Annotated in this window: 17 protein-coding genes; 13 read left to right on the top strand and 4 right to left on the bottom strand. The window is 55.6% G+C overall.

From position 1 onward, the window contains the following. Positions 1-130: 130 nt before the first annotated feature. On the bottom strand, positions 131-640 hold the full coding sequence (locus tag BLU52_RS18045; RefSeq protein ID WP_090285439.1) for a BRO-N domain-containing protein: 510 nt from the start codon (positions 638-640) through the stop codon (positions 131-133). A gap of 573 nt (positions 641-1,213) precedes the next feature. Here BLU52_RS18045 and dcm point away from each other — a divergent pair. From dcm to BLU52_RS18015, 6 genes are all read left to right on the top strand, one after another. Next, positions 1,214-2,650 carry a DNA (cytosine-5-)-methyltransferase gene (dcm, locus tag BLU52_RS18040; protein WP_090285437.1) on the top strand — a complete coding sequence of 479 codons (1,437 nt, stop codon included), beginning with the start codon at positions 1,214-1,216 and terminating at the stop codon, positions 2,648-2,650. 81 nt (positions 2,651-2,731) lie between these two features. Next, entirely contained in the window at positions 2,732-4,060 is a 1,329-nt protein-coding gene (locus BLU52_RS18035; RefSeq protein ID WP_157720710.1) for an MvaI/BcnI family restriction endonuclease, read from the top strand. A 17-nt stretch (positions 4,061-4,077) separates the two neighbouring features. Next, positions 4,078-4,542, top strand: a complete 465-nt coding sequence (locus BLU52_RS18030; protein ID WP_090288617.1) for a very short patch repair endonuclease — start codon at positions 4,078-4,080, stop codon at positions 4,540-4,542. Positions 4,543-4,638: 96 nt separating this feature from the next. Beyond that, positions 4,639-6,531 (top strand): hypothetical protein, encoded by a 1,893-nt coding sequence (locus tag BLU52_RS18025; RefSeq protein ID WP_090285433.1) that lies wholly within the window; start codon positions 4,639-4,641, stop codon positions 6,529-6,531. Further along, entirely contained in the window at positions 6,528-7,346 is an 819-nt protein-coding gene (locus tag BLU52_RS26715) for a hypothetical protein (RefSeq protein ID WP_157720709.1), read from the top strand. The genes BLU52_RS18025 and BLU52_RS26715 overlap by 4 nt, the downstream gene beginning before the upstream one ends. A 4-nt stretch (positions 7,347-7,350) precedes the next feature. After that, complete coding sequence (locus tag BLU52_RS18015; RefSeq protein ID WP_090285429.1) at positions 7,351-8,103, top strand: DUF6339 family protein; 753 nt, start codon at positions 7,351-7,353, stop codon at positions 8,101-8,103. 70 nt (positions 8,104-8,173) lie between these two features. Here the strand turns inward: BLU52_RS18015 and BLU52_RS18010 are convergent, their stop codons facing one another. Together BLU52_RS18010 and BLU52_RS18005 are read right to left on the bottom strand one after the other, a co-directional pair. Next, positions 8,174-9,421, bottom strand: coding sequence for a ribonucleotide-diphosphate reductase subunit beta (locus BLU52_RS18010; protein ID WP_090285427.1), 1,248 nt, complete (start codon positions 9,419-9,421; stop codon positions 8,174-8,176). A gap of 550 nt (positions 9,422-9,971) precedes the next feature. After that, complete coding sequence (locus BLU52_RS18005; RefSeq protein ID WP_090285425.1) at positions 9,972-10,232, bottom strand: DUF2790 domain-containing protein; 261 nt, start codon at positions 10,230-10,232, stop codon at positions 9,972-9,974. Between the two features lie 560 nt (positions 10,233-10,792). Here BLU52_RS18005 and acs point away from each other — a divergent pair. The 7 genes from acs (at position 10,793) to argR (ending at position 18,851) form a co-directional block, all read left to right on the top strand. Beyond that, positions 10,793-12,748, top strand: a complete 1,956-nt coding sequence (gene acs, locus BLU52_RS18000) for an acetate--CoA ligase (protein ID WP_090285423.1) — start codon at positions 10,793-10,795, stop codon at positions 12,746-12,748. Positions 12,749-13,465: 717 nt separating this feature from the next. Further along, the gene (locus BLU52_RS17995) at positions 13,466-14,239 is read left to right on the top strand and encodes an ABC transporter substrate-binding protein (protein ID WP_090285420.1); all 774 of its coding nucleotides are present in this window, start codon (positions 13,466-13,468) and stop codon (positions 14,237-14,239) included. 91 nt (positions 14,240-14,330) lie between these two features. Next, the gene (locus BLU52_RS17990) at positions 14,331-15,020 is read left to right on the top strand and encodes an ABC transporter permease (protein ID WP_016773583.1); all 690 of its coding nucleotides are present in this window, start codon (positions 14,331-14,333) and stop codon (positions 15,018-15,020) included. After that, positions 15,017-15,715 carry an ABC transporter permease gene (locus BLU52_RS17985; RefSeq protein WP_090285418.1) on the top strand — a complete coding sequence of 233 codons (699 nt, stop codon included), beginning with the start codon at positions 15,017-15,019 and terminating at the stop codon, positions 15,713-15,715. Before BLU52_RS17990 ends, BLU52_RS17985 begins: the two co-directional genes overlap by 4 nt. 1 nt (position 15,716) lies before the next feature. Next, positions 15,717-16,829, top strand: a complete 1,113-nt coding sequence (locus BLU52_RS17980; RefSeq protein WP_090285416.1) for a succinylglutamate desuccinylase/aspartoacylase family protein — start codon at positions 15,717-15,719, stop codon at positions 16,827-16,829. Between the two features lie 27 nt (positions 16,830-16,856). Then, positions 16,857-17,621 carry an ABC transporter ATP-binding protein gene (locus tag BLU52_RS17975; RefSeq protein WP_007912705.1) on the top strand — a complete coding sequence of 255 codons (765 nt, stop codon included), beginning with the start codon at positions 16,857-16,859 and terminating at the stop codon, positions 17,619-17,621. A gap of 249 nt (positions 17,622-17,870) precedes the next feature. Next, positions 17,871-18,851 carry a transcriptional regulator ArgR gene (gene argR / locus BLU52_RS17970; protein WP_090285414.1) on the top strand — a complete coding sequence of 327 codons (981 nt, stop codon included), beginning with the start codon at positions 17,871-17,873 and terminating at the stop codon, positions 18,849-18,851. Positions 18,852-18,858: 7 nt separating this feature from the next. Here argR and BLU52_RS17965 read toward each other — a convergent pair whose 3' ends face one another. Next, a complete protein-coding gene (locus tag BLU52_RS17965) occupies positions 18,859-26,643 on the bottom strand; it encodes a dermonecrotic toxin domain-containing protein (protein WP_090285412.1) in 7,785 nt (2,594 codons plus the stop codon). Positions 26,644-26,652: the final 9 nt, after the last annotated feature.

Here is a 26,652-nt window from a genome sequence, read left to right as displayed (position 1 = left end):
TACCGCCATTGCGGGCCACATCACTTCTGTGACAAAGGAGCTTGCTCCCGCTGGGCTGCGGAGCGGCCTCAAGCATCTGGAGACACAAAAATCCGCTGCTTGAAAACTCAAACAGCGGACTCTGAAACCATCAGCCTCCACTAAACATTCGCGAAGCCTTGCGCCACCAGGACTCATGTCGATTGAACGGATCACTCGCCAACAAACAAGGCATATCCCGCAACCGAATCCATGGCTCATCCTGCCAGTGCAGCGTGCTCAAGGACATCTGCGGCCAGCTCAAAACACTCAGCGTCGGACGCTCGACCGAGCGCGCCGGACGAGCATCACGCAGCGCAGGCACAACCTGATGCGTCAGCCATTCACGAAGCTGCCGATACTCAGGGCAGTAGTGATAGATCAGCAGTGCATACACGCCCGACTCACTCACCATCATGCGTTCCTCGGCTTCGCCATAGATCTCCAGGCACATCATCTGCCGTTGATCGGCATCGAGTTTGCGCAACTGGCGTTCATCAAGATGTTTACCCATCAACCGGCCCAGTTCATGGACGCAGAACCACGCTTGGTTCTCCACCAGAACGGCATGCAGATGGGTTTTGTTGCGGACGAAACGAGTAGGAAGAAGTGGTTCAGACATGGCATGCCTCCTGACCAAGAGGCACGGGGTTCGAACAGCGGGTACAGCGATTCACCTTCATCATGAAGGTTTGATATCCAGGCATTTCCATTTACCTCTGGCTGCTTTCTTAGGGCATTCGTTAGGGGGTCGGGAGCTAAGAAACCCACCAGAGACGGGCCGGACATATTCCCCTTTCGGGTCTTGTATTCGCCCACTCCCGACATAACGGGATTTTTCGCAGGCGTAGGGAAACCGCAGACGAAAAAAAGCCGCATGACTGTCGGGTGCGGAGGACCGCTCTGGTTTGTAGAGTTTCTTAGGCTCGGAGCTGAGGGTAGGGGGATCAGGGATGGTCGTCAACCAGCGACTTTTCCTACAGGTCACGAGGCGAAAGGAAACCTGGACAAAGACGCAGAGTAAATTATGCTGTGTTTATATCCAGTATTTGACCACCATCGAATCCCGCAGCCTCCATATCCGTATCGCCACGACTCATCTCACGGAATCGAGGAAATTTCATTTACTTTGAAGTTCTGGGGGCTAGAATGGTGACCATTCGTCACAGCTTTGACCCAGAGGAATTTCGGGCTCATGAATCTTTTTCAAACACCGTCTTTTGAATCCTTGAGCGAAACAACCTCGGGTTCGTACGAGCCTGATACCCATCCGGTAACTGACTTGGCGCTTCTGCACAAGCTGCTGGAAATCTATGACCAAGGGCAGTTGGCCGAAATTCTCAACGACGTAAGCCCGAGCCATTGGTGCCGTGAAACCATCAATCGCTGGATCAAGGGAAAGGCTTCGCCGAAGCTCTCTCACATTGAATTCACTCGTCTCAAGAATCTGCTGCCCAAGCGCTTGAACCACAAGCCTTCATTCACCTTTATCGATCTCTTTGCCGGCATTGGCGGCATCAGAAAAGGGTTTGAAGCCATCGGTGGCGAGTGTTTGTTCACTTCCGAATGGAACAAGTACGCCGTAAAAACGTACAAGGCGAACCACTACTGCGATCCTGCTCGCCATCGCTTCAACCTCGATATCCGCTCGGTCACGCTTTCAGACAAGCCAGAAATCAGTGACGAAGACGCCTACAAGAACATCGATCGCGAAATTCCTGATCACGATGTTCTGTTGGCAGGTTTCCCATGCCAGCCGTTTTCGCTTGCAGGTGTTTCCAAGAAGAATTCCTTGGGCCGTAAGCACGGTTTCGAGTGCGAGACCCAAGGCACTCTGTTTTTCGACGTGGCGCGGATAATTGCCGCGAAACGCCCAGCCGCATTTTTGCTGGAAAACGTGAAAAACCTGAAAAGCCATGACAAGGGCAATACGTTCCGGATCATCTGCGAAGCGTTAGATGAACTGGGTTACGAGGTAGCAGACGTGAATGCGCCAAAAGGATCAGACCCCAAAGTCATCGATGCCAGGCATTTCGTGCCGCAGCATCGTGAGCGAATCGTGCTGGTCGGCTTCCGGCGTGACTTGAATGTTCACCAGGGATTCACACTGAGCGACATCAGTAAACTCATACCGAAGCAGCGACCTAGCTTTGGTGATTTGCTTGATAAGGAAGTGGACGAGAAATACATCCTTACTCCGAAGCTTTGGGATTACCTCTACCGGTATGCAGAGAAGCACCGTGAGAAAGGCAATGGCTTTGGCTTTGGCCTGACTCGTCCAAACGACGTTGCTCGTACGCTTTCGGCGAGATATCACAAGGATGGTTCGGAAATCCTGGTTGATCGTGGGTTCGTGGACACCTTGGACTTCAACAGTGAGTTGAATCAGCTCAATCGTCCGCGCCGGCTGACTCCGCATGAGTGCTCGCGCCTGATGGGTTTTGACAAGCCGGGGGAAAGCAAATTTGTGATTCCTGTCTCCGATACCCAGGCGTATCGCCAGTTTGGGAACTCGGTCGCGGTCCCTGTGTTTGAGGCTGTTGCGACGCTTATGAAGGATCGAATCCTTGCGGCAAAAGCCAAAATTTCTGACGCAGAACAACCACAATTAGAAATTGCTCTTGCCAATTAGCACTACCCTGGTGTTATTTAGCTACTACAAGAGAACGGAGCGGCTATGCCGCTTCGATGTAGGCTAAATCCAGGAGCTGTCGTGTCAGGAGCTAATGAGTCACCTTTGGAATATGTGTCAAGGGTGATGCGTCGCCTCGGAGCTAGGCGCGTTGTCTTTAAGTTGTTGGCAAACAACGACAATTCGAAGCAGCAAATTTACTTTGGAAGTGATTTTGATGTATTGCGGTTGATCCCCCATGGAGACCTTGTGGGGGAAACCACTAAGGATAAGGGGGTGATGTATAAGGCTTCTTTGAAGCTTAGCTGGATTGATATCGAATCTGACGCCCCTCCTTCGCCCGCTCCCGGCGCACAATTAATTTTCTATCCTCGCTACCCCGAGGTCAGACTGTCTGGGTTTCTTCGCGGTTCTGCTCTCGCGCCTTCCAAGCTCATGCAGCCACCAACGCCTGAACAAAGGGCCTTGCGCGGACAATCGCAACGGTGTCTTGTCTTCGGCATATGTGCAGATAACACCATCCTCGCCTATTCCGGTGTTTGGGACGGCAAGCTTGCCCGTGATGCTAATGCGAGGATTGAAAGCGGAAAAATATCAAAGGTTGCTTCAGTTTTTTATGAGCTGGAACAACCTATACAGGAAGGACGCATTCTTCTTTTAGAAAAACTATCAGAAATTTATCGAGGTGGATTTGTCCGGTCTGGGCGTTTGAACCCAGCGGGAGAAATGATTGAATATCACGCAAAAAATGGCGCTGGTTACACTCTCGAAGGAATGTTTGGAATAGTTCCCAATGGAAGATCAGAACCTGACTTTCACGAGTGGGAGCTTAAGTCACATCGCTCCGGTGCAGTTACCTTGATGACCCCAGAGCCTGACTCGGGAACCTACAAAGCGGATTTAGGAAAGTTTCTAACATCTTATGGGAGTTGTACTGAGTCCCGACGTGACTTTACTGGAAGACATCTCATCAATGTCCAAAATGAGCGGAGTGGTCTAACGTTTCGGATGGAGGGGTATGACCCGGAAAAAAATGAAGTAGTTGACCCTGATGGAGGGTTAATTATGCGAAACCTGCAAGGAGAAGTAGCCTTGGGTTGGACATTCAACAAAATTCTCACGCACTGGTCTAGGAAACATGCGCAGACCGCATATGTCACGTATAAGGTGGTTGCAAGGGATGTGAACTACTATAGGTTCGGGCCGGAAATTCTACTGTGTAGTGGTGCTGATTTAAAGCTGTTTCTCCGAGCTATGTATGAGAATAAGGTTTATCACGATCCTGGTATAAATATGAAGCTTGTTGATGGCGAGTGGAAACCCAAGAAGCGCAACCAATTTAGAGTTGGGTGGAAAGGTATTGATAGTCTCTATGAAGTAAGTGAAAGGGTATTGCTTACAGATCTGTAGTGAGGTGAGAAGACTTGATTGACTTGGTCAGTGCTGCTACTCGCTCTCGAATGATGTCGAGTATAAAAGGTAAGAATACTAAGCCAGAGTTAGCCGTTAGGCGTTTTCTTCATGCTTCTGGGTTTCGCTTCAGATTGCACCGTAAAGACTTGCCAGGAAAGCCAGATGTTGTTCTTCCGAAATACCAATTAGCTATATTTGTGCATGGGTGTTTTTGGCATCGCCATGCTGGATGTTTTTACTCCACTGTTCCCGCATCAAGAGAAGATTTCTGGCGAGCTAAGTTGGATAGAAATGTATTGCGAGACGTATCGCATGTTTCTGAGTTATTAAGTGGCGGGTGGCGGGTCCTAGTTGTATGGGAGTGTGGACTTAAACATTCATGTTCCAAGATGGGAGAGTTGTTAGATTTTATAACGGCAGGTGGCGAGTTTTTTGAGTGGCCAACTTCGCCGCCTCGATTAAAGCTGGATTCAAGTTAGTTTTTATTTTTAAGGGCTCTTGATGTTTAAGTGTTAAGTCTTTATCTATAAAAACTCTTGTTCATTTGATGTTGTTTTTTTTCAGGAGGAAGAAATATGGCAGAGCCGGCTTTTGAGTTTTTACCAAATGTGGGTGATGAACAGGAGGGATTAGGTGATGCGGGAATAGAAACCTTTCGCGACGCACCATATGGTAGTTGCGCGCGTGAAGCAGGCCAAAACTCAAGAGATGCTAATATTGATAACGATAAGCCCGTTAGAATAACTTTTGATGTTCTTAGCATTCCGGTGAAAGAAATTCCATCCATTGATTCTCTCTCGATTGTCATTGATAGTTGTTTAGAGCAGGTCTCCAGCGAGAAGGAACGAGATTTTTTTGATAATGCAAGGCTTGTGATTAATAAACCAAATTTGTCCATATTGAGGATAGCTGACTTTAATACTAAGGGGTTGTTGGGCCCTCCGAGTACCCGTAATTCCCCATTTAATGCTCTGCTGAAGGGTTCTGGCGTTAGCATAAAAAACAGTGAAACCTCGGGAGGTTCTTTCGGAATCGGAAAGAATGCCTCCTTTGCCGTTTCAGACTTACAAACAGTATTTTATTCCACTATTTATCAGTGTGAGGAGGACGAAAGTTTAAAGTTTGCCGCTCAAGGTAAAGTTAAGCTTATCTCTCATAGTGACCTGAAGGGCAATCAATATAAGGCAACAGGGTACTGGGGGGGGGAGTCGTTCCAGGCTGTTACCGAAAAACATTTTGTGCCAGAGTGGATGCAGAGAGATAGTCGTGGAACATCAATATTTAGCTTAGGGTTTCGACATGCTAATGATTGGCCTGAGCGGATGGCCTCTTCGCTGTTGACTAATTTTTTTGCAGCCGTTCATGATAAGACAATGGTGTTCGAGGTTGATTCTGGGAAAATCAATATTAACTCGAATACTATTGAAAATATGCTCTCGGATGAAAGTATGCTTAAGGCTGCCGAGGCATCAGGTGCCCGATCTGGTTTGGAGTTTGCACGGGAACTTTATAGATGCATAGTTTCGGCAAATGCTTCGGTTACTATTCTTGATGTTCCGGGGCTAGGAAGAATGCGCGTTAGAATTCTAGTCGATAAAGGGCTACCGCGGCGCATTGGTTTTATCCGTAACGGTATGTTGATAACAGATAATTTACGTTACTTTGATCGACCTCTTGCAAGGTTTCAGAATTCTAGGGACTTTGTTGCGATCGTTGAACCAATAGACGATGCAGCCAGCAAACTCTTAAAAAGTCTCGAAAATCCCGCCCATGATGCGTTTTCAGCTGAGCGAATTAATGATGGTGTTAAACGTGGCGTGGCTGTTAAAGCATTGCGAAAATTAGGTGACTTGCTACGCCAAACTATAAAGGAGGTCACAGGAATTCAGTCTCAATCTTCGGTAATTCTTGATGAGCTGGGAGAGTATTTTACTGGCGAAAATCGTGGGGGCGAGTCTTCAAGCTCTAGCGGGGAAAACGATCCGGAAAATTATAGATATTCAGCTAGGCGTAGAGACAACAAAGAAAGGGCGGGGGCCAACGGTGAGGCGGGAGAAGAACACCAGAGTGGGGGCCGAAGTGGTGGTAGAAGTAGAAGTCAAGAGAGGGGAGAGGGAAAGGGACAAGGTGATGGTAAAAAAGAAAGTTTTGGACGCGATACTTTTATCAACTTAAAGGATATCAGAAATCGCATAGAAACTTCTGAGTCGAATGGTGCTTTGCGTAGGGTATTTTTCAGTGCTGATGTGAGTGGGAAAGTTAAGTTAGATATAAGTGCTGTTGGTTTGAACTCGCCAGTGAATCTTGTTGTAAATTCAGTAGACATTGGTGTTGTTAATGAGGGGGGAGTAATAGTAGATGTTTCTAATGGCCAGCGTTACTCTATTTTGGTTTCATTCGATGAGCCCTACCAGGGACCAATAGAAGTGCGGGCATCGTATGCTGAACGCAGGGAGGTTTCTGAATGAGGCTGTCAGACTTTACTAAATTCCCTCACCCTGTTTTAAGCCCATTCACGGGTGATTTCCTTAGTGGCGAATTCTCTGTTGATTTTGATGTTTCTGAAAATTTGAAGACTGGGGCTCTTTTTCTTCGTCATAATATTGTGTTGACTCATCCTGATGTAGCGTATCTGGTGGCGAGCGGTCAGGCAGTAGTAGGTTGTCTTGTAAAGTGTAGCGATACCTATTACAACGAATTGCGACTTCTCTCTTATCCTGAAGGTAGTGTTGATTTTGTTTCGGGAAGTTTACTTAATAAGGTTTCTTTACGTCCAATAGTCTGGTTGTCAACTGAGTTGCAGAGGTGGAGTCCAGAAGCGCTTCATTCGGAGTTTTCAGGCGCGGTTTTCATGGAGTTGGGGGATATTATAGCGATTGGGGCAGAGTCCGAAATTAGTGTTGGTCAGGCGAAACTTGCCTCTATTGAAAGTATCTTCGAATTAAATAACTCCTCTGAGGTTGAAGAGGGTGAGATTCGTGTGGATCTAGAGGGAGATAGGATTTCTATACTAGTTTCTCCAACTGTTTTTTCTGTTATTGAGCTCCTTCGTCAGCGAGAAATGGCGGTTGTTTTGAATTCTGTCTATTTGCCTGCGGTTATGGAGGTCCTTGATCGGCTGCAGGCGGATCACTCATATGATGAGTGGCGATGGTTTGTCCCATTCATGGAAAAATGCAGGGCTAAGGGCATTGCTCATGAATCGGGCGTTTCAATATTGGAAGGCGCTCAGAAGCTTCTTGAGCTTCCAGCGTTGAAGTTGGATGAAGTAATCAAGGGGTAACGTTATGGCCTCCGAAAAACTTAAGTATATATCTGAGCTAAGTTTGCAAGAGCTCAAATCCGATGTTCTGAAAAATATAGAGTTGTATCGATCAGGAAATTTTATTGAAATTTCCTCCTGTAACGGCTGGTCCATTAGTAGTGAGTGGGTTTTTGTTGATCTTGATAGGCTTTCAAGTTTGAATGGTGTTCAAGGGGCTTCGTCTGACTATGAAAGTTCTGTTGTCGTATATAAATCATTCGAAGGGATGACGCCGGCACTAGCAATGGAGGAGAGAGTTTGGGGGCGTTTTACGCATCTTGAGTGTCTAAAATATGCTCGCGCGCGTTGGCCTATAAAGGGCAGTGATCAAGAGCAAGTAGATCATATTCTGAAGCATTTTTTTGCTAAGGGGCGCACTGGTGTTCGTGATGATAATGCGATTTCTAGGTTATGGTGGAATATGCATATTGCAAATATCGCCGATCCCGAAGACCCAGAAAGTGCCCTCAAGCTCATCCTTAAGGTCGCAGATATTCGAATGGCCTTGGTGGAACGACCAAATACCTCTGCAAGAGTACCGATTATTAGAGCTTTGATGCGAGTAATGCGCAGTAATCAGTGGATTACGTCCACTGGGCGTGCGTTTCAGAAATTTATGATTGAAGTGAATCGTGATGCTGGAGGGGTGCTTTTTGAGGTGCTTCCGGACACTGTAATTGATAGTGTAATGTTGCGCTGTGCTGAAAAAGCCCAGCGAAATATAGAGTCCGATTAGTCGCTAAAACAAAAGGGCTGCCTACTGGCAGCCCTTTATTTATGGCTTCGTTATCGGCTAAGGATATTAATCAATCCCAGCTCAACGCCCCACCAGTCTGATACTCAATCACGCGCGTCTCAAAGAAATTCTTCTCTTTCTTCAAGTCCATGATCTCGCTCATCCAAGGGAACGGGTTAGTCGTCCCTGGATATTCCTCTTTGAGGCCGATCTGCGACAACCGACGGTTAGCGATGAACTTCAGATAGTCCTCCATCATCGCCGCATTCATCCCCAGCACCCCACGAGGCATGGTATCCCGTGCGTATTCGATCTCCAGCTGCGTACCCTGCAGAATCATCTGGGTCGCTTCTTCCTTCATCTCGGCATCCCACAAATGTGGGTTTTCGATTTTGATCTGGTTGATCACGTCGATGCCGAAGTTCAGGTGCATGGATTCGTCGCGCAGGATGTATTGGAACTGCTCGGCGACGCCGGTCATTTTGTTGCGGCGGCCCATGGAGAGGATCTGGGTGAAGCCGCAGTAGAAGAAGATGCCTTCCAGCACGCAGTAGTAGGCGATCAGGTTGCGCAGCAACTCTTTGTCGGTGTCCGGGGTGCCGGTTTCGAACTTCGGATCGGAGATCGAGCGGGTGTATTTCAGGCCCCAAGCGGCTTTTTTCGCGACCGATGGGATCTCGTGGTACATGTTGAAGATTTCGCCTTCATCCATGGCCAGCGATTCGATGCAGTACTGGTAGGCGTGGGTGTGGATTGCCTCTTCGAAGGCCTGGCGCAGGATGTACTGGCGGCATTCCGGGTTGGTGATCAGGCGGTACACGGCCAGGACCAGGTTGTTGGCAACCAGGGAGTCGGCGGTGGAGAAGAAGCCGAGGTTGCGCATGACGATGCGGCGCTCGTCGTCGGTCAGGCCTTCCGGATTTTTCCAGAGGGCGATGTCGGCGGTCATGTTGACTTCTTGCGGCATCCAGTGGTTTGCGCAACCGTCCAGATACTTCTGCCAGGCCCAGTCGTACTTGAATGGCACGAGCTGGTTGAGGTCGGCGCGGCAGTTGATCATGCGCTTTTCGTCGACGGCGACACGGGCGGCGGCGCCTTCGAGTTCGGCGAGGCCTTCGGCGACGTCGAGGGAGTTCAGTGCAGCCTTGGCGCGGGCCACGGCGGCCGAGTCGTCGGCGGTCACGGCGCGGGCTTCGAGGGCGGCGGCACCGCCAGCGTTGTCGAGGCGGTCCATGTTGGCTTCGGAAGCGTGGCCGGCGTTGGCGCCTTTTACCGCTACTTCACTGTCTTCTTTGTCGAATTCGTCCCAGCTCAGCATGACGTGTCGTCTCCTGCGTGAGGGCTTGTGCCCGTGTGAAACCTGATGGGTTGGTTTTTCACACGGCCAAACAAGCCGCGTTGGATGTCGTTTTTTGCAGCGATGCACGCAGGCAAATAAACAGAAATTTTGACGGGTTCCGAGAGCCTCTGATGGGCGCAGCCAGTGTCAAGCACGGTTGCGGGGCTTCAGAATGGCGCATGCTCCCTGTAAGGGAATATTGCTGACCCGTATGGGGCGGCATTATAGGGAAATTTTTACCGGCGTGGTGCGGCGAATCGGCTCATGGCGAGGCCGAGGAAGGGGTGGATTTCGATCCGACCGTGGGTTTACAGGGCTTTGCGCGGAGTCGACCCCTGCAGATTTTTTTTCGTTAAATTTTTGGCAGATGATTTTCTGTTTAAAAAATAGCCAGAAAAGCGCGTTTTTCACTATATCTAGTGTTTTGCAAGCGTTTTTCGCGGCTCCAGACACAACTGAGCCCGACCGAAGCCGGGCTGGAATCGACCCTCAATGTAGCGTTGAGCGATCCAATTCGGTGCAGTCTGATTCAGTTCGTGCAGCCGTTACCCATGATGCTGTAACGCAGGATGTGGCGTTGGCCTTTGGAGTCGTCGTATTCCATTTTTGCCGGCACTACTTCACAAACATTCGGGACTTCGCTCATCGATACAACTTTGGCGATGTCCAGGTGCGTGGAGTAAGTGTATTCCTCGATCACCGGTTGTTGCTGTGCAACATCGGTCGGGGTCTGGTCGGCCATGGCGGTTGCACACAGGCTACTGAGGACCAGGAACATTAAAGCTTTCATCTACTGTTTACCTTTTTGAGGTCGAAAGGGGTCACGCAACCTTTTTGGGGTTGCGTGTGTAACTTCAGTTTTTGATCTTTGTTGCGAGAGGTGGATTAACGGCCTTCGTGGGGGCTGTAACGTTGTTACTCGCGTTTGCCGTGTTGGCGAGGTGAATTTTAAGGAGATGGGGTGAGGGTAAACAGAGCGGGTTTTGATAAACACTTTTGGCAGATTTGGTAACAATCAGCGAGGTGGGTTTGTCTGATGCACCGTGGTGTTTGCATCGCTTGCAGGCAAGCTCCCACAGGGATTATGCAGATGCCCGAGAACTGTGAGAGCCAGCCTGCTGGCGATGGCAATGGTTCAGTCAATGAAGAGGTTGGCTGTGCTGGCCGGATCGCTTGCAGGCAAGCTCCCACAAGGACTGCGGGTGGCTCGAAAGGGTATTTCAACTCAGCAATGGTGGAAGTCTGGATGTTTTGTAGGGGCTTGTTACTACCATCGTCGAATGGTTCTATGGGGCCCACCCGGCTACAACGGGGTCATACAAAAACAACTATTACACCGAGGTAGGAAAGATGAGTGCGGCTTCTCTGTATCCCGTTCGTCCCGAGGTTCTGGCCAATACGCTGACTGACGAGGCGACCTACAAAGCCATGTACCAACAGTCGGTCGTCAACCCTGACGGCTTCTGGCGCGAGCAAGCCCAGCGCCTCGACTGGATCAAGCCTTTCACCACGGTGAAACAGACGTCGTTCGACGATCACCACGTCGACATCAAGTGGTTTGCCGACGGCACCCTGAACGTTTCCTACAACTGCCTCGACCGCCATCTGGCCGAGCGCGGCGATCAGGTCGCAATCATCTGGGAAGGCGACGATCCTTCCGAAAGCCGCAACATCACCTACCGCGAACTGCACGAGCAAGTGTGCAAACTGGCCAACGCCCTGCGTGGTCAGGACGTGCACCGCGGCGACGTGGTGACCATTTATATGCCGATGATTCCCGAAGCCGTGGTCGCCATGCTGGCCTGCACCCGGATCGGCGCGATTCACTCGGTGGTGTTCGGTGGCTTCTCGCCGGAAGCCCTGGCCGGTCGCATCATCGACTGCCGTTCGAAAGTGGTGATCACCGCTGACGAAGGCATTCGTGCCGGCAAGAAGATTTCCCTCAAGGCCAACGTCGATGACGCGCTGACCAACCCGGAAACCAGCAGCATCCAGAAAGTCATCGTCTGCAAGCGCACTGGTGGCGACATCAAGTGGAACCAGCATCGCGACATCTGGTACGAAGACCTGATGAAAGTCGCGGGCACCGTTTGCGCGCCGAAGGAGATGGGCGCCGAAGAAGCGCTGTTCATCCTTTATACCTCCGGCTCGACCGGCAAGCCGAAGGGCGTGCAGCACACCACTGGCGGTTATCTGCTGTATGCGGCGATGACCCACGAGCGCGTGTTCGACTACCGCCCGGGCGAAATCTACTGGTGCACCGCCGACGTCGGCTGGGTCACCGGCCACAGCTACATCGTCTACGGCCCGCTGGCCAATGGCGCGACCACGCTGCTGTTTGAAGGCGTGCCGAACTATCCGGACATCACCCGGGTGGCGAAGATCGTCGACAAGCACAAGGTCAATATCCTCTACACCGCGCCGACCGCGATCCGCGCGATGATGGCTTCCGGTCAGGCTGCCGTTGAGGGCGCCGATGGCAGCAGTCTGCGTCTGCTCGGTTCGGTCGGTGAGCCGATCAACCCGGAAGCCTGGGACTGGTACTACAAGAATGTCGGCAAGTCGCGTTGCCCGATCGTCGATACCTGGTGGCAGACCGAAACCGGCGGCAACATGATGAGCCCATTGCCGGGCGCGCATGCGCTGAAGCCGGGTTCGGCGGCACGGCCGTTCTTCGGTGTGGTGCCGGCGCTGGTCGACAACCTCGGCAACATCATCGAGGGCGAGGCCGAGGGCAATCTGGTCATTCTCGATTCCTGGCCGGGTCAGGCGCGCACGCTGTACGGCGATCACGATCGCTTCGTCGATACCTACTTCAAGACGTTCCGTGGCATGTACTTCACCGGTGACGGCGCGCGTCGCGATGCCGATGGTTACTACTGGATCACCGGGCGCGTGGATGATGTGCTCAACGTTTCCGGCCACCGCATGGGCACGGCCGAGATCGAGAGCGCGATGGTTGCGCATCCGAAAGTCGCCGAGGCCGCTGTGGTCGGTGTGCCGCACGACATCAAGGGGCAGGGCATTTATGTCTATGTGACCTTGAAGAATGGCGAAGAGCCGACCGAGCAACTGCGTCTGGAACTGAAGAACTGGGTGCGCAAGGAGATCGGGCCGATCGCTTCGCCGGATGTGATCCAGTGGGCGCCGGGCCTGCCGAAGACCCGCTCGGGCAAGATCATGCGGCGGATTCTGCGCAAGATTGCCACGGCCGAATACGACGGGCTGGGCGATATCTCGACCCTGGCGGATCCGGGTGTGGTGCAGCATTTGATTGATACGCACAAGACCATGAATGTTGCTTGAGTAGCAGGTTGATGTGCTGAAAAGCCCTGTTCGGTGTATGCCGGACAGGGCTTTTTTGTGTCTGCACGTTTTGTGGTGGTTGGGCGGGCCTCATCGCGAGCAGGCTCACTCCTGCAGGGATCGCATTCCACCTGAAGAAACGCGATCAACTGTAGGAGTGAGCCTGCTCGCGATAGCAATCTGTCTGGCGCCGGTGCAGTGCGTTGTAGGAAACCCAAACCGACCAGCCAATAATTATCGACCTGCACCGCAGGACCGTTCGCTCTGTTACCCAATACAAGCCAATGTGTAACCGCCCGCCCCGCAACGGGGCGAAGGGAAACGCTAAGCCCCGTATTAGAGCCTCAAAACCCCCGCTGAAAAATAAGACATAACGCTGCGCTTGCCGGATTAGAAGGGTTTGCGAATAATAGGCCCGCAATTTGCAGCATGGATCGGTTCACTGCCTTTCGCACTTGCATGAAATTGCAAGGCTGTCAATGCGCTCAAGTCGCTTTCTCTGTGCATCTGTAATTAGTTGTCGCATTGAAGAAATATCGGCTTCGGGCCTGTCGTTAGAATGCCGATCACTCGCTCATCGTGGCTGACGTTGAAACCTTCGCCGGTTTCAACAGGAAATTTCCCACCGATGCAGCAACCGATTTCCTGATTCACCCATTCGCATATTGGGCTGTTGCTCACTCTGCCGTTTTTGCCCTTTACCGATGGAGTCCCAAGATGAAGAAACTTGTGCTGCTTGGCGCCCTGGCACTGTCCGTGCTGTCGCTGAATGCCGTCGCTGACGAAAAGCCTGTGAAGATCGGCATCGAAGCGGCTTACCCGCCATTCGCCTCGAAAGCTCCGGATGGCAGCATCGTCGGTTTCGACTACGACATCGGCAACGCGCTGTGCGAAGAAATGAAGGTCAAGTGTGTGTGGGTCGAGCAAGAGTTCGACGGTCTGATCCCGGCGCTGAAAGTGCGCAAGATCGACGCGATCCTGTCGTCCATGTCGATCACTGAAGACCGCAAGAAGTCGGTCGACTTCACCAACAAGTACTACAACACCCCGGCGCGTCTAGTGATGAAGGCCGGTACTCAGGTCAGCGAAGGTCTGGCTGAGCTCAAAGGCAAGAACATCGGCGTACAGCGCGGTTCGATCCACGAGCGTTTCGCCCGTGAAGTCCTGGCCCCACTGGGTGCCGAGATCAAGCCGTACGGTTCACAGAACGAGATCTACCTCGACGTGGCTGCCGGTCGTCTCGACGGTACCGTGGCTGACGCGACCCTGCTCGATGACGGCTTCCTGAAAACCGACGCCGGCAAAGGCTTCGCGTTCGTTGGCCCGGCGTTCACCGACGTCAAATACTTCGGCGACGGCGTAGGCATCGCAGTACGCAAGGGCGATGCCCTGAAAGACAAGATCAACAGTGCCATCGCGGCCATCCGCGAGAACGGCAAATACAAGCAAATCCAGGACAAGTACTTCGCCTTCGATATCTACGGCAAGTAAGACGTCTCTGCGACAAGTCCGAAATGGCGCAAGCAACAGAATCTCTGCGGTTTGCGCCATTTTTTCATCCCAACTTTCGAGGACCTGAATCATGTTGAAAGGCTACGGGGCTGTCATCCTCGATGGCGCATGGCTGACGCTTCAGCTCGCCTTGTCGTCCATGGCTCTGGCCATCGTTCTCGGGCTGATCGGTGTCGCACTGCGCCTGTCGCCGGTGCGCTGGCTGGCCTGGCTGGGCGATCTGTATTCCACGGTGATCCGCGGGATTCCCGATCTGGTGTTGATCCTGCTGATCTTCTACGGCGGTCAGGACTTGCTCAACCGCGTCGCGCCGATGCTCGGCTATGACGACTACATCGACCTGAACCCGCTGGCCGCCGGTATCGGCACCCTCGGTTTCATCTTCGGTGCGTACCTGTCGGAAACCTTCCGCGGTGCGTTCATGGCAATCCCCAAAGGCCAGGCCGAAGCCGGCATGGCGTACGGCATGAGCAGTTTTCAGGTGTTCTTCCGGGTGATGGTGCCGCAGATGATTCGTCTGGCGATTCCCGGCTTCACCAACAACTGGCTGGTATTGACCAAGGCCACCGCGCTGATTTCCGTGGTCGGTCTGCAAGACATGATGTTCAAGGCCAAGCAGGCGGCGGATGCCACGCGCGAGCCTTTCACCTTCTTCCTCGCAGTGGCGGCGATGTACCTGGTGATCACCAGTGTTTCGTTGCTGGCATTGCGTCACCTTGAGAAGCGCTACTCGGTAGGCGTAAGGGCGGCTGATCTATGATCTTCGACTACAACGTCATTTGGGAGGCGCTGCCGCTGTACTTCGGCGGCCTGCTGACCACCCTCAAACTGCTCGCGCTGTCGCTGTTTTTCGGCTTGCTGGCCGCACTGCCGCTGGGGCTGATGCGCGTCTCGAAGAACCCGGTCGTCAACGGCGCCGCGTGGCTGTACACCTACGTGATTCGTGGCACGCCGATGCTGGTGCAATTGTTCCTGATCTATTACGGTCTGGCGCAGTTCGAAGCGGTACGTGAGAGCTTTTTGTGGTCGTGGCTGTCCAGCGCAACGTTCTGTGCGTGCCTGGCGTTTGCGGTCAACACCAGCGCCTACACCGCCGAGATCATCGCCGGCAGCCTCAAGGCCACGCCGAACGGTGAGATCGAAGCGGCGAAGGCCATGGGCATGTCGCGCTTCAAACTGTACAAACGCATCCTGCTGCCCTCGGCGCTGCGCCGGGCACTGCCGCAGTACAGCAACGAAGTGATCATGATGTTGCAGACCACCAGTCTGGCGTCGATCGTGACGTTGATCGACATCACTGGCGCGGCACGTACCGTCAATGCGCAGTTCTATCTGCCGTTCGAGGCGTATATCACCGCTGGCGTGTTCTACCTGTGCCTGACCTTCATTCTGGTCAAGCTGTTCAAGCTGGCCGAGCGTCGCTGGTTGAGCTACCTCGCGCCGCGGAAGCACTGATATGGAACGCATCGACCACGTGTTGCCGTGGAGCCACCTGGGCAGCGAGCGCAAGGTGTCGGTTTTCCGCTTCGGCCACGGCGAGCGCAAGGCCTACATCCAGGCCAGCCTGCACGCCGACGAACTGCCGGGCATGCGCACCGCCTGGGAGCTGAAAAAGCGCCTCGGCGAACTCGAAGCGCAAGGCTTGCTCAACGGTGTGATCGAGCTGGTGCCGGTCGCCAATCCGTTGGGACTCGGGCAGTTGCTGCAAGGCAATCACCAAGGCCGTTTCGAGGCTGGCAGCGGCAAGAATTTCAACCGTGACTTCGTTGAGCTGAGCGCGCCGGCCGCCGCCGTGCTGGCCGACAAACTCGGGGACGATCCACACGCCAACGTGCGGCTGATCCGTCAAGCGATGGCTGATCATCTGGCCGCACTGCCTGAAGCGAGCAGCCAGTTGCAAGGCATGCAGCGCGTATTGCTCAGCCATGCCTGCACTGCCGATGTGGTACTCGATCTGCATTGCGACGCCGAAGCCGCGCTGCACATGTATGCGCTGCCGCAACACTGGCCGCAGTGGCGCTCGCTCGCCGCGCACCTGAACGTGAAGGTCGGCTTGCTCGCGGAAGACTCCGGTGGCAGCTCGTTCGACGAAGCCTGTTCGCTGCCGTGGCTGCGCCTGTCGCGGCAGTTCCCCGATGCGCAGATTCCGCTGGCGTGCCTGGCCACGACCATCGAACTGGGCGGTCAGGCCGACACCGGTCGCGCGGATGCCGAGGCTTACGCAGAAGGCGTTCTCGCCTTCCTCGCCGAGCAGGGCCTGATCACCGGCGAGTGGCCAAATCCGGCGCACGAGCCATGTGAAGGCATGCCGTTCGAAGGCACCGAATTGTTGTTCGCGCCGCACCCCGGTGTGGTGAGTTTTTCCCGCAAGCCCGGCGAATGGGTCGAGGCGGGCGAGGAGATTTTTGAAGTGATCGACCCTGTGGCCGATCGGGTCAGCACGGTATGTGCTGGTACCTCCGGGGTGCTGTTTGCCATTGAACGGCTGCGTTATGCCCAACCCGGTTTCTGGCTGGCCAAGGTGGCGGGGCGCGATGCGCTGCGTCACGGGCGCTTGCTCAACGACTGACTGACTGTTTTTGTGAGAACCGACCGCATGTACAAACTTGAAGTCCAAGACCTGCATAAACGCTATGGCAGTCACGAAGTGCTCAAGGGCGTGTCCCTGAAAGCGGCCGCCGGCGATGTGATCAGCATCATCGGCTCCAGTGGCTCCGGCAAAAGTACTTTTCTGCGCTGCATCAACCTGCTCGAGCAGCCGCACGCGGGCAAGATCCTGCTCAACAACGAAGAGCTGAAACTGGTCGCCAACAAGGACGGTGCGCTGAAGGCGGCTGATCCGAAGCAGCTGCAACGCATGCGTTCGCGCCTTTCGATGGTGTTCCAGCATTTCAACCTGTGGTCGCACATGACCGCGATTGAAAACATCATGGAAGCACCAGTGCACGTGCTTGGCGTACCCAAGTACGAAGCGCGGGAAAAAGCCGAGTACTACCTGAACAAGGTTGGCGTTGCCCATCGTAAGGATGCGTTCCCTGGGCACATGTCCGGTGGTGAGCAGCAGCGCGTGGCGATAGCCCGTGCGCTGGCGATGGAACCGGAAGTGATGCTGTTCGACGAGCCGACCTCGGCCCTCGACCCGGAACTGGTCGGCGACGTGCTGAAAGTCATGCAGGCATTGGCGCAGGAAGGCCGGACCATGGTCGTGGTCACCCACGAAATGGGTTTTGCCCGCGAAGTGTCGAACCAGTTGGTGTTCCTGCACAAAGGCGTCGTCGAAGAAAGCGGCAACCCGCGCGAAGTGCTGGTCAATCCGCAATCGGAGCGTTTGCAGCAGTTCCTGTCCGGTAGCCTGAAATAAAACAGGGCTGCCGTTGTGCACTTCAATAGTGCATGCTTCGCAGCCCTTGGGGACAGACGAAGTCCCCCTGTAGGAGTGAGCCTGCTCGCGATAGCGGTGTAACAGTCAACATCATGGCTGTTTGAAAGACCGCTATCGCGAGCAGGCTCACTCCTACAATGGATCTGCATTGTTTGCGATGTGTGTTCATTTACGGGCTAGCATTGGCCCATGCCTTCATCACCGTTGTTCGTTTCGGATTGCCCGCCCATGACTGCCCATCGAATTGGTTTCCTGATTTGGCCCAGCACTAAAGCGTTGACGCTGGCGCTGGCGGAGGAAGCCTTGCGTGTCGCTCAGCGCGTGCACCCGGACGTGGTCTACGAGTTGTCGTTCCTGCAGGCCGAACCGCCGGCCGAAGGTGCCTGGCAACTGCCCGGTGAAGCGTGGGCCGGCAAGCTCGAAAATTTCCAGAAACTGTTCCTGCTCGCTGACGAGCCGCCGACCACACTGGCGCCGGCGCTGAGCAGTGCGCTCAAGCAACTGGTGCGTGCCGGTTGCGTGATCGGTGGTCTGTCGGCCGGTGTCTACCCGTTGGCCCAGCTCGGTTTGCTCGATGGCTATCGCGCCGCTGTGCACTGGCGCTGGCAGGACGATTTTGCCGAACGCTTCCCGAAAGTCATTGCCACCAGTCATCTGTTCGATTGGGACCGCGATCGCCTGACCGCCTGCGGTGGCATGTCGGTGCTCGACCTGCTGCTGGCGGTACTGGCGCGTGATCACGGCGCCGAACTGGCCGGTGCGGTGTCCGAAGAACTGGTGGTCGAACGCATTCGCGAAGGCGGCGAGCGCCAGCGTATTCCGTTGCAGAACCGTCTCGGCTCCAGTCATCCGAAGCTCACCCAGGCGGTGTTGCTGATGGAAGCCAACATCGAAGAACCGCTGACCACCGACGAAATCGCCCAGCACGTGTGCGTGTCGCGGCGCCAACTGGAGCGGATCTTCAAGCAGTACCTCAACCGTGTGCCGAGCCAGTACTACCTGGAACTGCGCCTGAACAAGGCCCGGCAGATGTTGATGCAGACCAGCAAGTCGATCATTCAGATCGGCCTGTCGTGTGGCTTCTCCTCGGGGCCGCATTTCTCCAGCGCCTACCGCAACTTCTTCGGTGCCACGCCGCGGGAAGATCGCAACCAGCGGCGCAGCAGCAGCCCGTTCGAATTATCCTCGGTGCCCCCCGAGAGGGGCTGAAGGCGACTCAGCTATTGCCGCTTGGCGGGAGCTCCTCGCCATCGGAAAAGTCCGAATCGACAAAGTCGTCAAGTCCGTGACCGACGTGAGTACTGGGTATCCGCGCCTCGATATGGTGTTCGCCAAGGGCCCTGTTGTAGCTGTCCAGGCGCTGCTGGCTTTCCAGAACCAATGGATTTGCACTGAAATCGTACTCGGTCATCCGGATGTCGGGTCGCGACGGAAATACCGCAGGCAACCGCTTGATTTTGTTATTGGACAGATCGGCCTTTTTCAACCTTGTCAGTCTGAACAAACCCGCAGGCGACCTGGTCAGGCCGCTGTTGCGCAGGTTCAGCAACTGGAGGTCGGGAAAATGCGCCATATCGGGGACTGTCCAGAGTCGAGTGTTGTGACTTAAATCCAGAGAGCCAAGGTTCTTCAGTGCTGCGAACGCTTCTGCGGTTTGCGGCGTAATGTTGATCTCGCAGCCCGAGAGATTCAGGCTGCTCAGTGATTCGAGGCGAAAAACTGCCGGCGGAATGCGACGCAGCGGGTAATCACGGATATCCAGGACCCTGAGCCGCGGAAACAGCTCCAGCAATGCATCGATTGAAGGGGGCGTGTCTGCCGTGCTGGTCAGCCGCAACTGGTCGATGTAGTCGAAACGTCCGGTCAGTGGCGGCAGCTCGCCGGTGAAGGACAAGTCGCAGGCAAATTCGCCGTCCAGAGCATTGACCGGATAGTGCCGCAGGCGTTTTTCCAGATTGTCCTTGAAGCGCTGGCGCTGGGTGACTTGCGCGCGCCACGCGTCACTTTCCGGCACACCGTGGGTGACCGAATCATCGGGCGTTGCATTCACCCAGATATCAAGATTGTTGAGCAACGTGGTCAGCTCGGTTTGCCGACGCAGCAGTTCGGCGCGTCCGTCCGCCAGTGTTCCGGGTAGACGATAGATCAGGTCATTGGCGTCGAAACTGCTCAAGCGGGGATACAGCGTTTGGGCCAGATCAATGTCCTCCTCTTCCGGCCAGACGCCGAAGTTGTCATCTTTCATCAGGTAACAGGCCTTGATCTGTTCGCGCGAGGTTGCCGACAGTGGGTTGGAGCCCACATCCACGCCACGATTGGCATAAGCCGCCAGAGAGTCGGGCAATTCAATGATGTTGTTGTCGCTCAGCAATGCCGTTTGCAAGCGCGCAAGTTGCTCCAGCCCGACGGGAACGCGGTCTATCCCGGTACGGATCAGGTCGATGAACGTCAGGTTCGACAGTGGCGAGACATCGGGCGTATGGCCCAGTGGATTATTGAAAAGATCCAGTGACGTCAGGCGGCTCAGCGTCGACAAGGTGGATTGTCCGGCAGCATCGAGCGTGATATTGCACCGGCTCAGCATCAGCGTCTCGAGCGATGGCATGTGTTCCAGGGCTTGCGGGATTCGGCCCAGTGCGAAACCCGGCAATTCCAGCCCCTCCAATCCAGTGAAGCGGTCGAGAAAGCCATCGGGGACGGTTGACTGTGGATGGCCCTGAATCTCCAGATGCCTTATCTGGCTGAAGTCAGCGGTCAGCTTCGGCAACTCACCCGCGAATGCGATCCTGGCTCTGAAGGTTTCGACGCGCAGATCCGGCGTATCGATGCGACTGGCGCGCCATAACTCTTCAAGCTTGCCACTGAACTGGTGTCTGGCCTCAAGCTGTGCTGCGCGTTGCTCGGCAGTCCAGAGCTGACCGGATGTCGGGTCATGACTCGGAACGCCTTCTTGCCAGGTATTCAGATCACCGAGCAGCCGGGTCATTTCCGCTTCCCAATTCATCAGTTGCACCGTGCCTGCCTGCAATGTGCCGGGAAGCCGATAGATCATGTCACTGGCCATGTAATCGTTCAGGTGCGGGAAGACTCTGCGGGCCATCGCTACATCGTCCGCGGCGGGCGTTATTCCGAAGTTGCGATCGTGTTGGGTATAGTAAATCTTGATCCGCTCACGAGCCGCCAGCGACAACGGGTTACCAGCCAGACGCACACCTTCTGCACGATTCGGGTTGAGGCTGAAGAACGCCTCCGGTAACTGGGTGATCGCGTTGTCGTTGAGGTTCAGCGTCTGCAGCGCCGGGTGACCGACAACGCCGTCAGGCAGGGAGGTCAGACCGCTATTGACCAGAAAAACGTCCTGCAATGTCGGCAGCGTCTTTAGATCAGGTGCCAGGGTCAATGGGTTGTGGCTCAGGTCCAGACGCTTGAGCGTGCGCAGAGACTTGAGTACATCACTTCCCGCAGGCGTCCAGGTTACGGCGCAGCCGTCCAGACGAAGCTTCTTCAGGTTGCGCAGGCGACCGATGAAGGCGGGTATTTCGTTCAGCGCAAAATCCTTGAGTTGCAGAGAATCGAGCCCGGGAAACAACGCCACGAACGTCCCGATGCCATCGATCGCTGCATTGCCGGTCAGCTTCAGGCTCGAGACATGACTGAAGTCGACGGTCAGACGAGGCGTTTGGCCAACGAACTGTAGGTCTGCCGCAAAGGACAGGCTGCGCTGGCCGGTCTCGCTGGAGGTCTGGCGCCAGAACGTTTCCAGGTTTTGCTTGAACGCGGTGCGCGCCGAGCGCTGTTGCGCGCGCTCATTTTCGGAAAGCGCACGCCCTGTAGACGGATGGGTGGCTGGGGTTTCCAGTACCCAGCGATCGAGATCACTCCCCATCTGCGCAAGCTCGGCTTGCCAGCGCAACAGTTGCGCGCGGCTGTCGGTCAGGTCGCCGGGCAAGTCGTAGACCATATCACTGGCCTCTTGCTGATCCAGCTGCGGGAACAGTTCCTGCGCCAGGCTCACGTCCTGGTCAGCGGCCCTGACGTCAAAGTCCTGTTGATGGGTGCGGTAGTAGGTTTTGATCTTTTCGCGCGTCGCGGTAGACAGCGGATTGTCGGAAAAATACAGGCCGTCGCTACGGTCTGCAGGCAGCTCGAATACCGCCTCGGGTATATCCGTTATGCGGTTGCCGGTCAGCACCGCCGTTCGCAGTTGAGGGTGGCTGGCCAGCCCTTGCGGAGCGACGGTGAGGCCGCTGTCGGACAGGTCGATGAATGTGAGCTCGGGAAGCAGGTTCAGATCGGGGAAAGTCCCCAGCGGATTGCCGCTCAGGTTCAGCGACTGCAGGGTGTTCAGCGAAACCAGTGCGGCCTGATTTTCCGGCGTCATTACCACGCCGCAGTTTTTCAGTTTCAGGTCGGTCAGCCGCGGTAGAGTGGTTGAGGAAAGGGGGCCGGATGCCAGATCAAAGCCAGTCAGGCTCAGCGAGAGCAGGTTCGGGAAGGACTCCACGAAGGGCAAGCTTGCTGAAACATAGGCATTGCCGGTCAGTTTGAGGCGCGAAACATGCTCGAAATTGGCTCTGAGCACAGGCATGTCTGCGCTGAACTCGGCCGTTGCTTCAAATTCTGCACTGCGGTCGAACGCGTCCCGGCTGCGCCAGAAGAGCTCGACTTGTTGCGCGAAGGAGCGTCGGGCATTGAGTTCGCGCGCCTGCTCGGCGTTGGTCAGGCGTTCAGCCGTCTCGGGGTGCGAGGTAGCAGCCTGGTTGACCCATTGGCTGAGTTCGAGCTTCAACTGATTGACCTCGGTTTCCCAGAGCGTCAGCTGTGCTCGACCCTCCGCCAGTGTTCCGGGCAAGCGGTACAGCACCTCAGTGGCTTGCGCCTCGTCGAGGCTCGGAAACAACGTGGTGGTGCGCTGCAGGTCTGCCCGCTCCGGGCGGATGCCGAAGTGCTTGCCGGTGAGGTTGTGGAAGCGTTTCACCCGTTCGCGTACGGCGGGGGACAACGGGTTGTCGGCGAAGGTGAAGCCATCACACAGGGAGGGGGGCAGCTTGAAGAAAGCTTCGGGCACGGCCGTGATTCGATTGCCGTTGAACTGGCCGGAAATCAGCCGTGGATGATTCAACAGATCGTTCGGCAGGCTGTGGATGCCGGTGTTGGACAGGTTGACGTAACGCAGCGAAGGCATCGTGTGCAGATCGGGCGGTGAACCCAGCGGGTTGCCCTGCAGATCGAGTAGCGTGAGCTGCGGCATGGAGTCGAATACCGATTGCGTGGTGATCGACAGGCTGAGGTCGCAGTTGCGCATTCTCAGTTCGCGCAGCGAGGGCATTGAGCCGAGCACTTGCGGCAAGGCCGGCAGCTTCAGATTTCGTGCGTCGAGCTGTTGCAATCGTGGAAAGTGTTGAAGCAAAACGTCTAGCGAACCTGGGGTGACGCTGGCATCAAGGGACAGCGCGGTGATATGGCTGAGGTCCGCCGACAGCGTCGGCAGGTTGCCGATGATCGGGTGCGCAAGCCGCAGGGCATAACCTGATGCCATGCCGTACTGATTGATCCCGGTCGGGTATTCGCGACGCCAGCCCCTGAGGATTTCTTCCCTGAGCAAGCGGCGGTTCTGGATTTCGACGCGCTTTTGCAGCGAGGTCAGCGCAGCGCCGGTATCGGGATGCCTGACGGGCGGATCGTTGGCCCAGATGTGCAGATCGTTTTGCAATTGCAGGTAATCATTCTGCAGTCGCTGAATTTCCACATGCGGGCCGACCGGGCTGGCACGCAGGTTTTCTGTCAGAGCGCGCACGTGCTGTTCGGTCATCCGCGGATAAAGCGCGCGAATATCCTGCTCGTAAGCGCGGGCAGGATTGTTCACGCTTTCAACGCGATCAACCCGAGGATAACCATCGCTGCCCAACAGCCGTAACGTGTCCAGGACGGGTGGCCGAATGGGCGTTTCGTGCAACACCACTCGCAACTCGTCGCGCTCCAGCGTGCGCTCGCGAATGGCAGCCTTCAGCGTCTGGCCCTGACCAATGCCAATGTTGAGGCTGGTGCGCTCACTGTCGGGCAATGCGTACAGCAAGCTGGAGTAGAAATCGCTGAGTGAATGCAGCTCCTGGCCGCGATCATCGAAGGCTTGATAGCGGTGGTCAGCGTTCCTCACCAGGACCTTTTTTTCGGCGGCGTTTTCGCCTCCGATGCTGTCGACGACCGGGCCTTCGTAGCGACTGTCGCGGATTTCGATCCGCACATCGCCGCTCCAGCCCGGCAGCAATTTGAGACTGTGCAGCGCCAGCGAATCGGAATCCGGATTATTCACTGAGCCGAGCTCGAGCCCTTCGTAGGCTCGGGACACGCGCACTTCCTGACTGGCCAGTTGCATCAGTTCCTGCTGACGCGGTGGCAGTTGCCCCTCATTGATCTGCAGCAATTCGCTGCCGGTGGCGGTTTCGAGCAGTTCGCGGGTGACGCTCGCCGGCAGGCCGGGGTTGTGAGCCTTGAGCTGTTGCGCCAGCGGATCGTCAATGTGTTGCAACGCTTGATAGCGCGATTCGAACAGCGCACTTCGGTGGCTCTTCGCGAGGCCAACCAATTGCTTGCGCAAGGTCTGGGTGCGAATGTCCAGGGGTGGCTTGGCGGTGAAGGGTTCGGCGAGCAGCGCCTTGATTTGCGCTTCGTCGAGAATGGAAAGCAAACTCTTGAGCAGGTCGCCGCCGATCAACTGGTCCCGGCGAAGCTCGGTCAACGGCAGGCTTTCGTCGGTGCTGGACTGCCAAAGCAGTTCACCGTTGCGATCGATCAGGCGCAGGCGTTGATCGCTCGGCCAGCGGCCGTGTTCGCTGAGCAGCTGCAATTGGGTGATCTGATCGGCACGCAAAAATTCTTCGGTAACGTCACTGTCGAGCTGATCGATAAAACGCTGCAATTGTTGATCGATCTTGAAGCGCTGGATGCTGTCGGCCAGGAGCGGTGGGGTTTTTTCCTGATTGACGTGCATCTTGCGCAACGCCTCTTCGCTGCTGCCGCTGACCTGAAGAATGGTTTCGCGCTCGGTCGGGGTAAAGGCTTCTACCGCAGGACCGATGCGTCGCAATGCGGTTTCGCCGTCCCACTCCATGGGTTGTTCGAGTTCGGTGTGCCAGGCACCGTCGCCGTTGTGCCGCACCACAGGCTGGTAAGCGTCGGGGCGGGTCGGGTGTTCGATACGGTATTGCCCGGGCACCTCATGTTCCTTGACCGAAAAGTGCGCCTCTTCGAGGGGCAACAGCTGCTTGCCCTGATGCTGATGCAGGCCCCGTTGATTGGGTTGCGAATCCGCGGGCGGCCTGGCGGGATGCTGGTAGCGCTGCAGATTAGGCTCCCAGTAGCGGGTTTCGCCATTGGCCAGTTTCACTGGTTTGAAGCGGTCGATGAACGCCATCACTTCCTTGGGCAGGACCTTGCGAAACTCGGCCGATGCAATCGCGCCGCCCACGGCAAACATGCCCAGCTGGATCATCGATTCAACGGTGCCTATCAAATGCTCGAAAGCTTCGGTGGTGCGGCCCTGGCCCCATTCGACGATGCCCTCGAAGGCTTCGTCGAGCATCTGATAAGCCATGTACGCCATCATCGCTTCGCCCAGCACCGGCACGAACGGTGCGACGATCAGCGCGGCGGCCTGCGCGATCGTGGAAAGGATGTCGACCACCGAGTCCCAGAACGCCCAGCGAGCTTTTTGATCGACGACTGCGGTGGGCACGGCAATGGTTCGGGCGTCGTTGAAGATCTTGTTCAGTTTCGCCTGATGAAGGTGCTGCAAAACGGGGTCATGGAAGGGCACCAGCGCCGTTTGCAGATCGGGTCGCTCCACCGGTGCTTCGCGCCACGCCGGCCGGGAGTCGCCGGGTTCATGCGGGTGCCACTTGATTTCGCTCAGACGGCTGTTGAGGGTGCTGAAGAAGAACCCGCGTTGCTCGTGACTGACGAAACGGCTAAAGAAACGCTGATAGTCCTTCGAGCGCAGCTGGCGCGTCAGCTCGACGATCATCTCCAGCGGCGAGGTGTACTCCTTGAACGGATGATCGGGGTCATCCGGCACGTACGCCACGACCCGCGCATTGTTTTGTGAGAGATACAGGTCCGGGGCGAACACGACCATGCCGGTCAGCGGTGCGCAAAGCATGCTCACGTCATGACAGAGCAATGGTGCGCCGTTTACATAGAGGCCTTTCATGCCATCGAGGAAGGCCTCGATCAGGCGCACGGCACTCTCCGACACATCGCGGTTCATTCGCGCCCACTGCAGGGCCGCTTTCATAGCGGTTTTCTGGCTGGCGTCGAGTTTGTTGCGCAGCACCGTGGCGACCATCGGATCGGAATAACCGAGGTTTTCTTCCAGGCTGGCTTTGTATTTCGCGCCGATGTCCAACCGCCGGCACAGCTGGGTGAAGGCGGGGACGCTCAGTCGGGCTTTGATCGCGGGCAGGGTTTCGAATTGCCCGGTCGGCGTCGGCGCGGTGGTGAATGTCGATTGCGCCTCGAAGGCGTTGTCGTAGGTTTCCCGATCTTCGAAGTTATGCAGCGCCGCCTCCAGCAGGGAAACGCTCCAGACGCGTGCGCCGGTCTTGATCGGGAACAGCGGGGTGGTCGCCGGGATGTACAGGCGCACGAAGGTGTTTCTGACATCCAGGTCCAGATCGAAACAGCTTTTCAGTTCGGCCTTGAGCAAGGGCTCGGCGAAGGCCGCGGCGTCCTGTAGATGCTCCAGCGCTTTATCGACCTGACTCTGCGCATCGAGATGTGCGCCAGCGAGTTGTTTCATTTGCGTGTGCTGTTCAACGGATGCCGACTTTAGCGCTTCGGGCTGCAGCGGGACGCTGTTCTTCAACGCTTCGCGCCGGGTGGCTGAGGTGTTGCCCAACCACGGCGGGATCGCCTCTTTGAGCGGTTGATAATGTTCATCCGCATGTTGCGCGTTGTTTGTGTCAGCAGCGGTTACGGATGGGTGTGCTTGAGACAAATGCATGGCCATTCC

Origin of the sequence: Pseudomonas granadensis (assembly GCF_900105485.1) — a bacterium.
GTDB lineage: Bacteria > Pseudomonadota > Gammaproteobacteria > Pseudomonadales > Pseudomonadaceae > Aquipseudomonas > Aquipseudomonas granadensis.
Note: the sequence above shows the minus strand (reverse complement) of the source record. Positions and strands in the feature narration are given on the sequence as shown.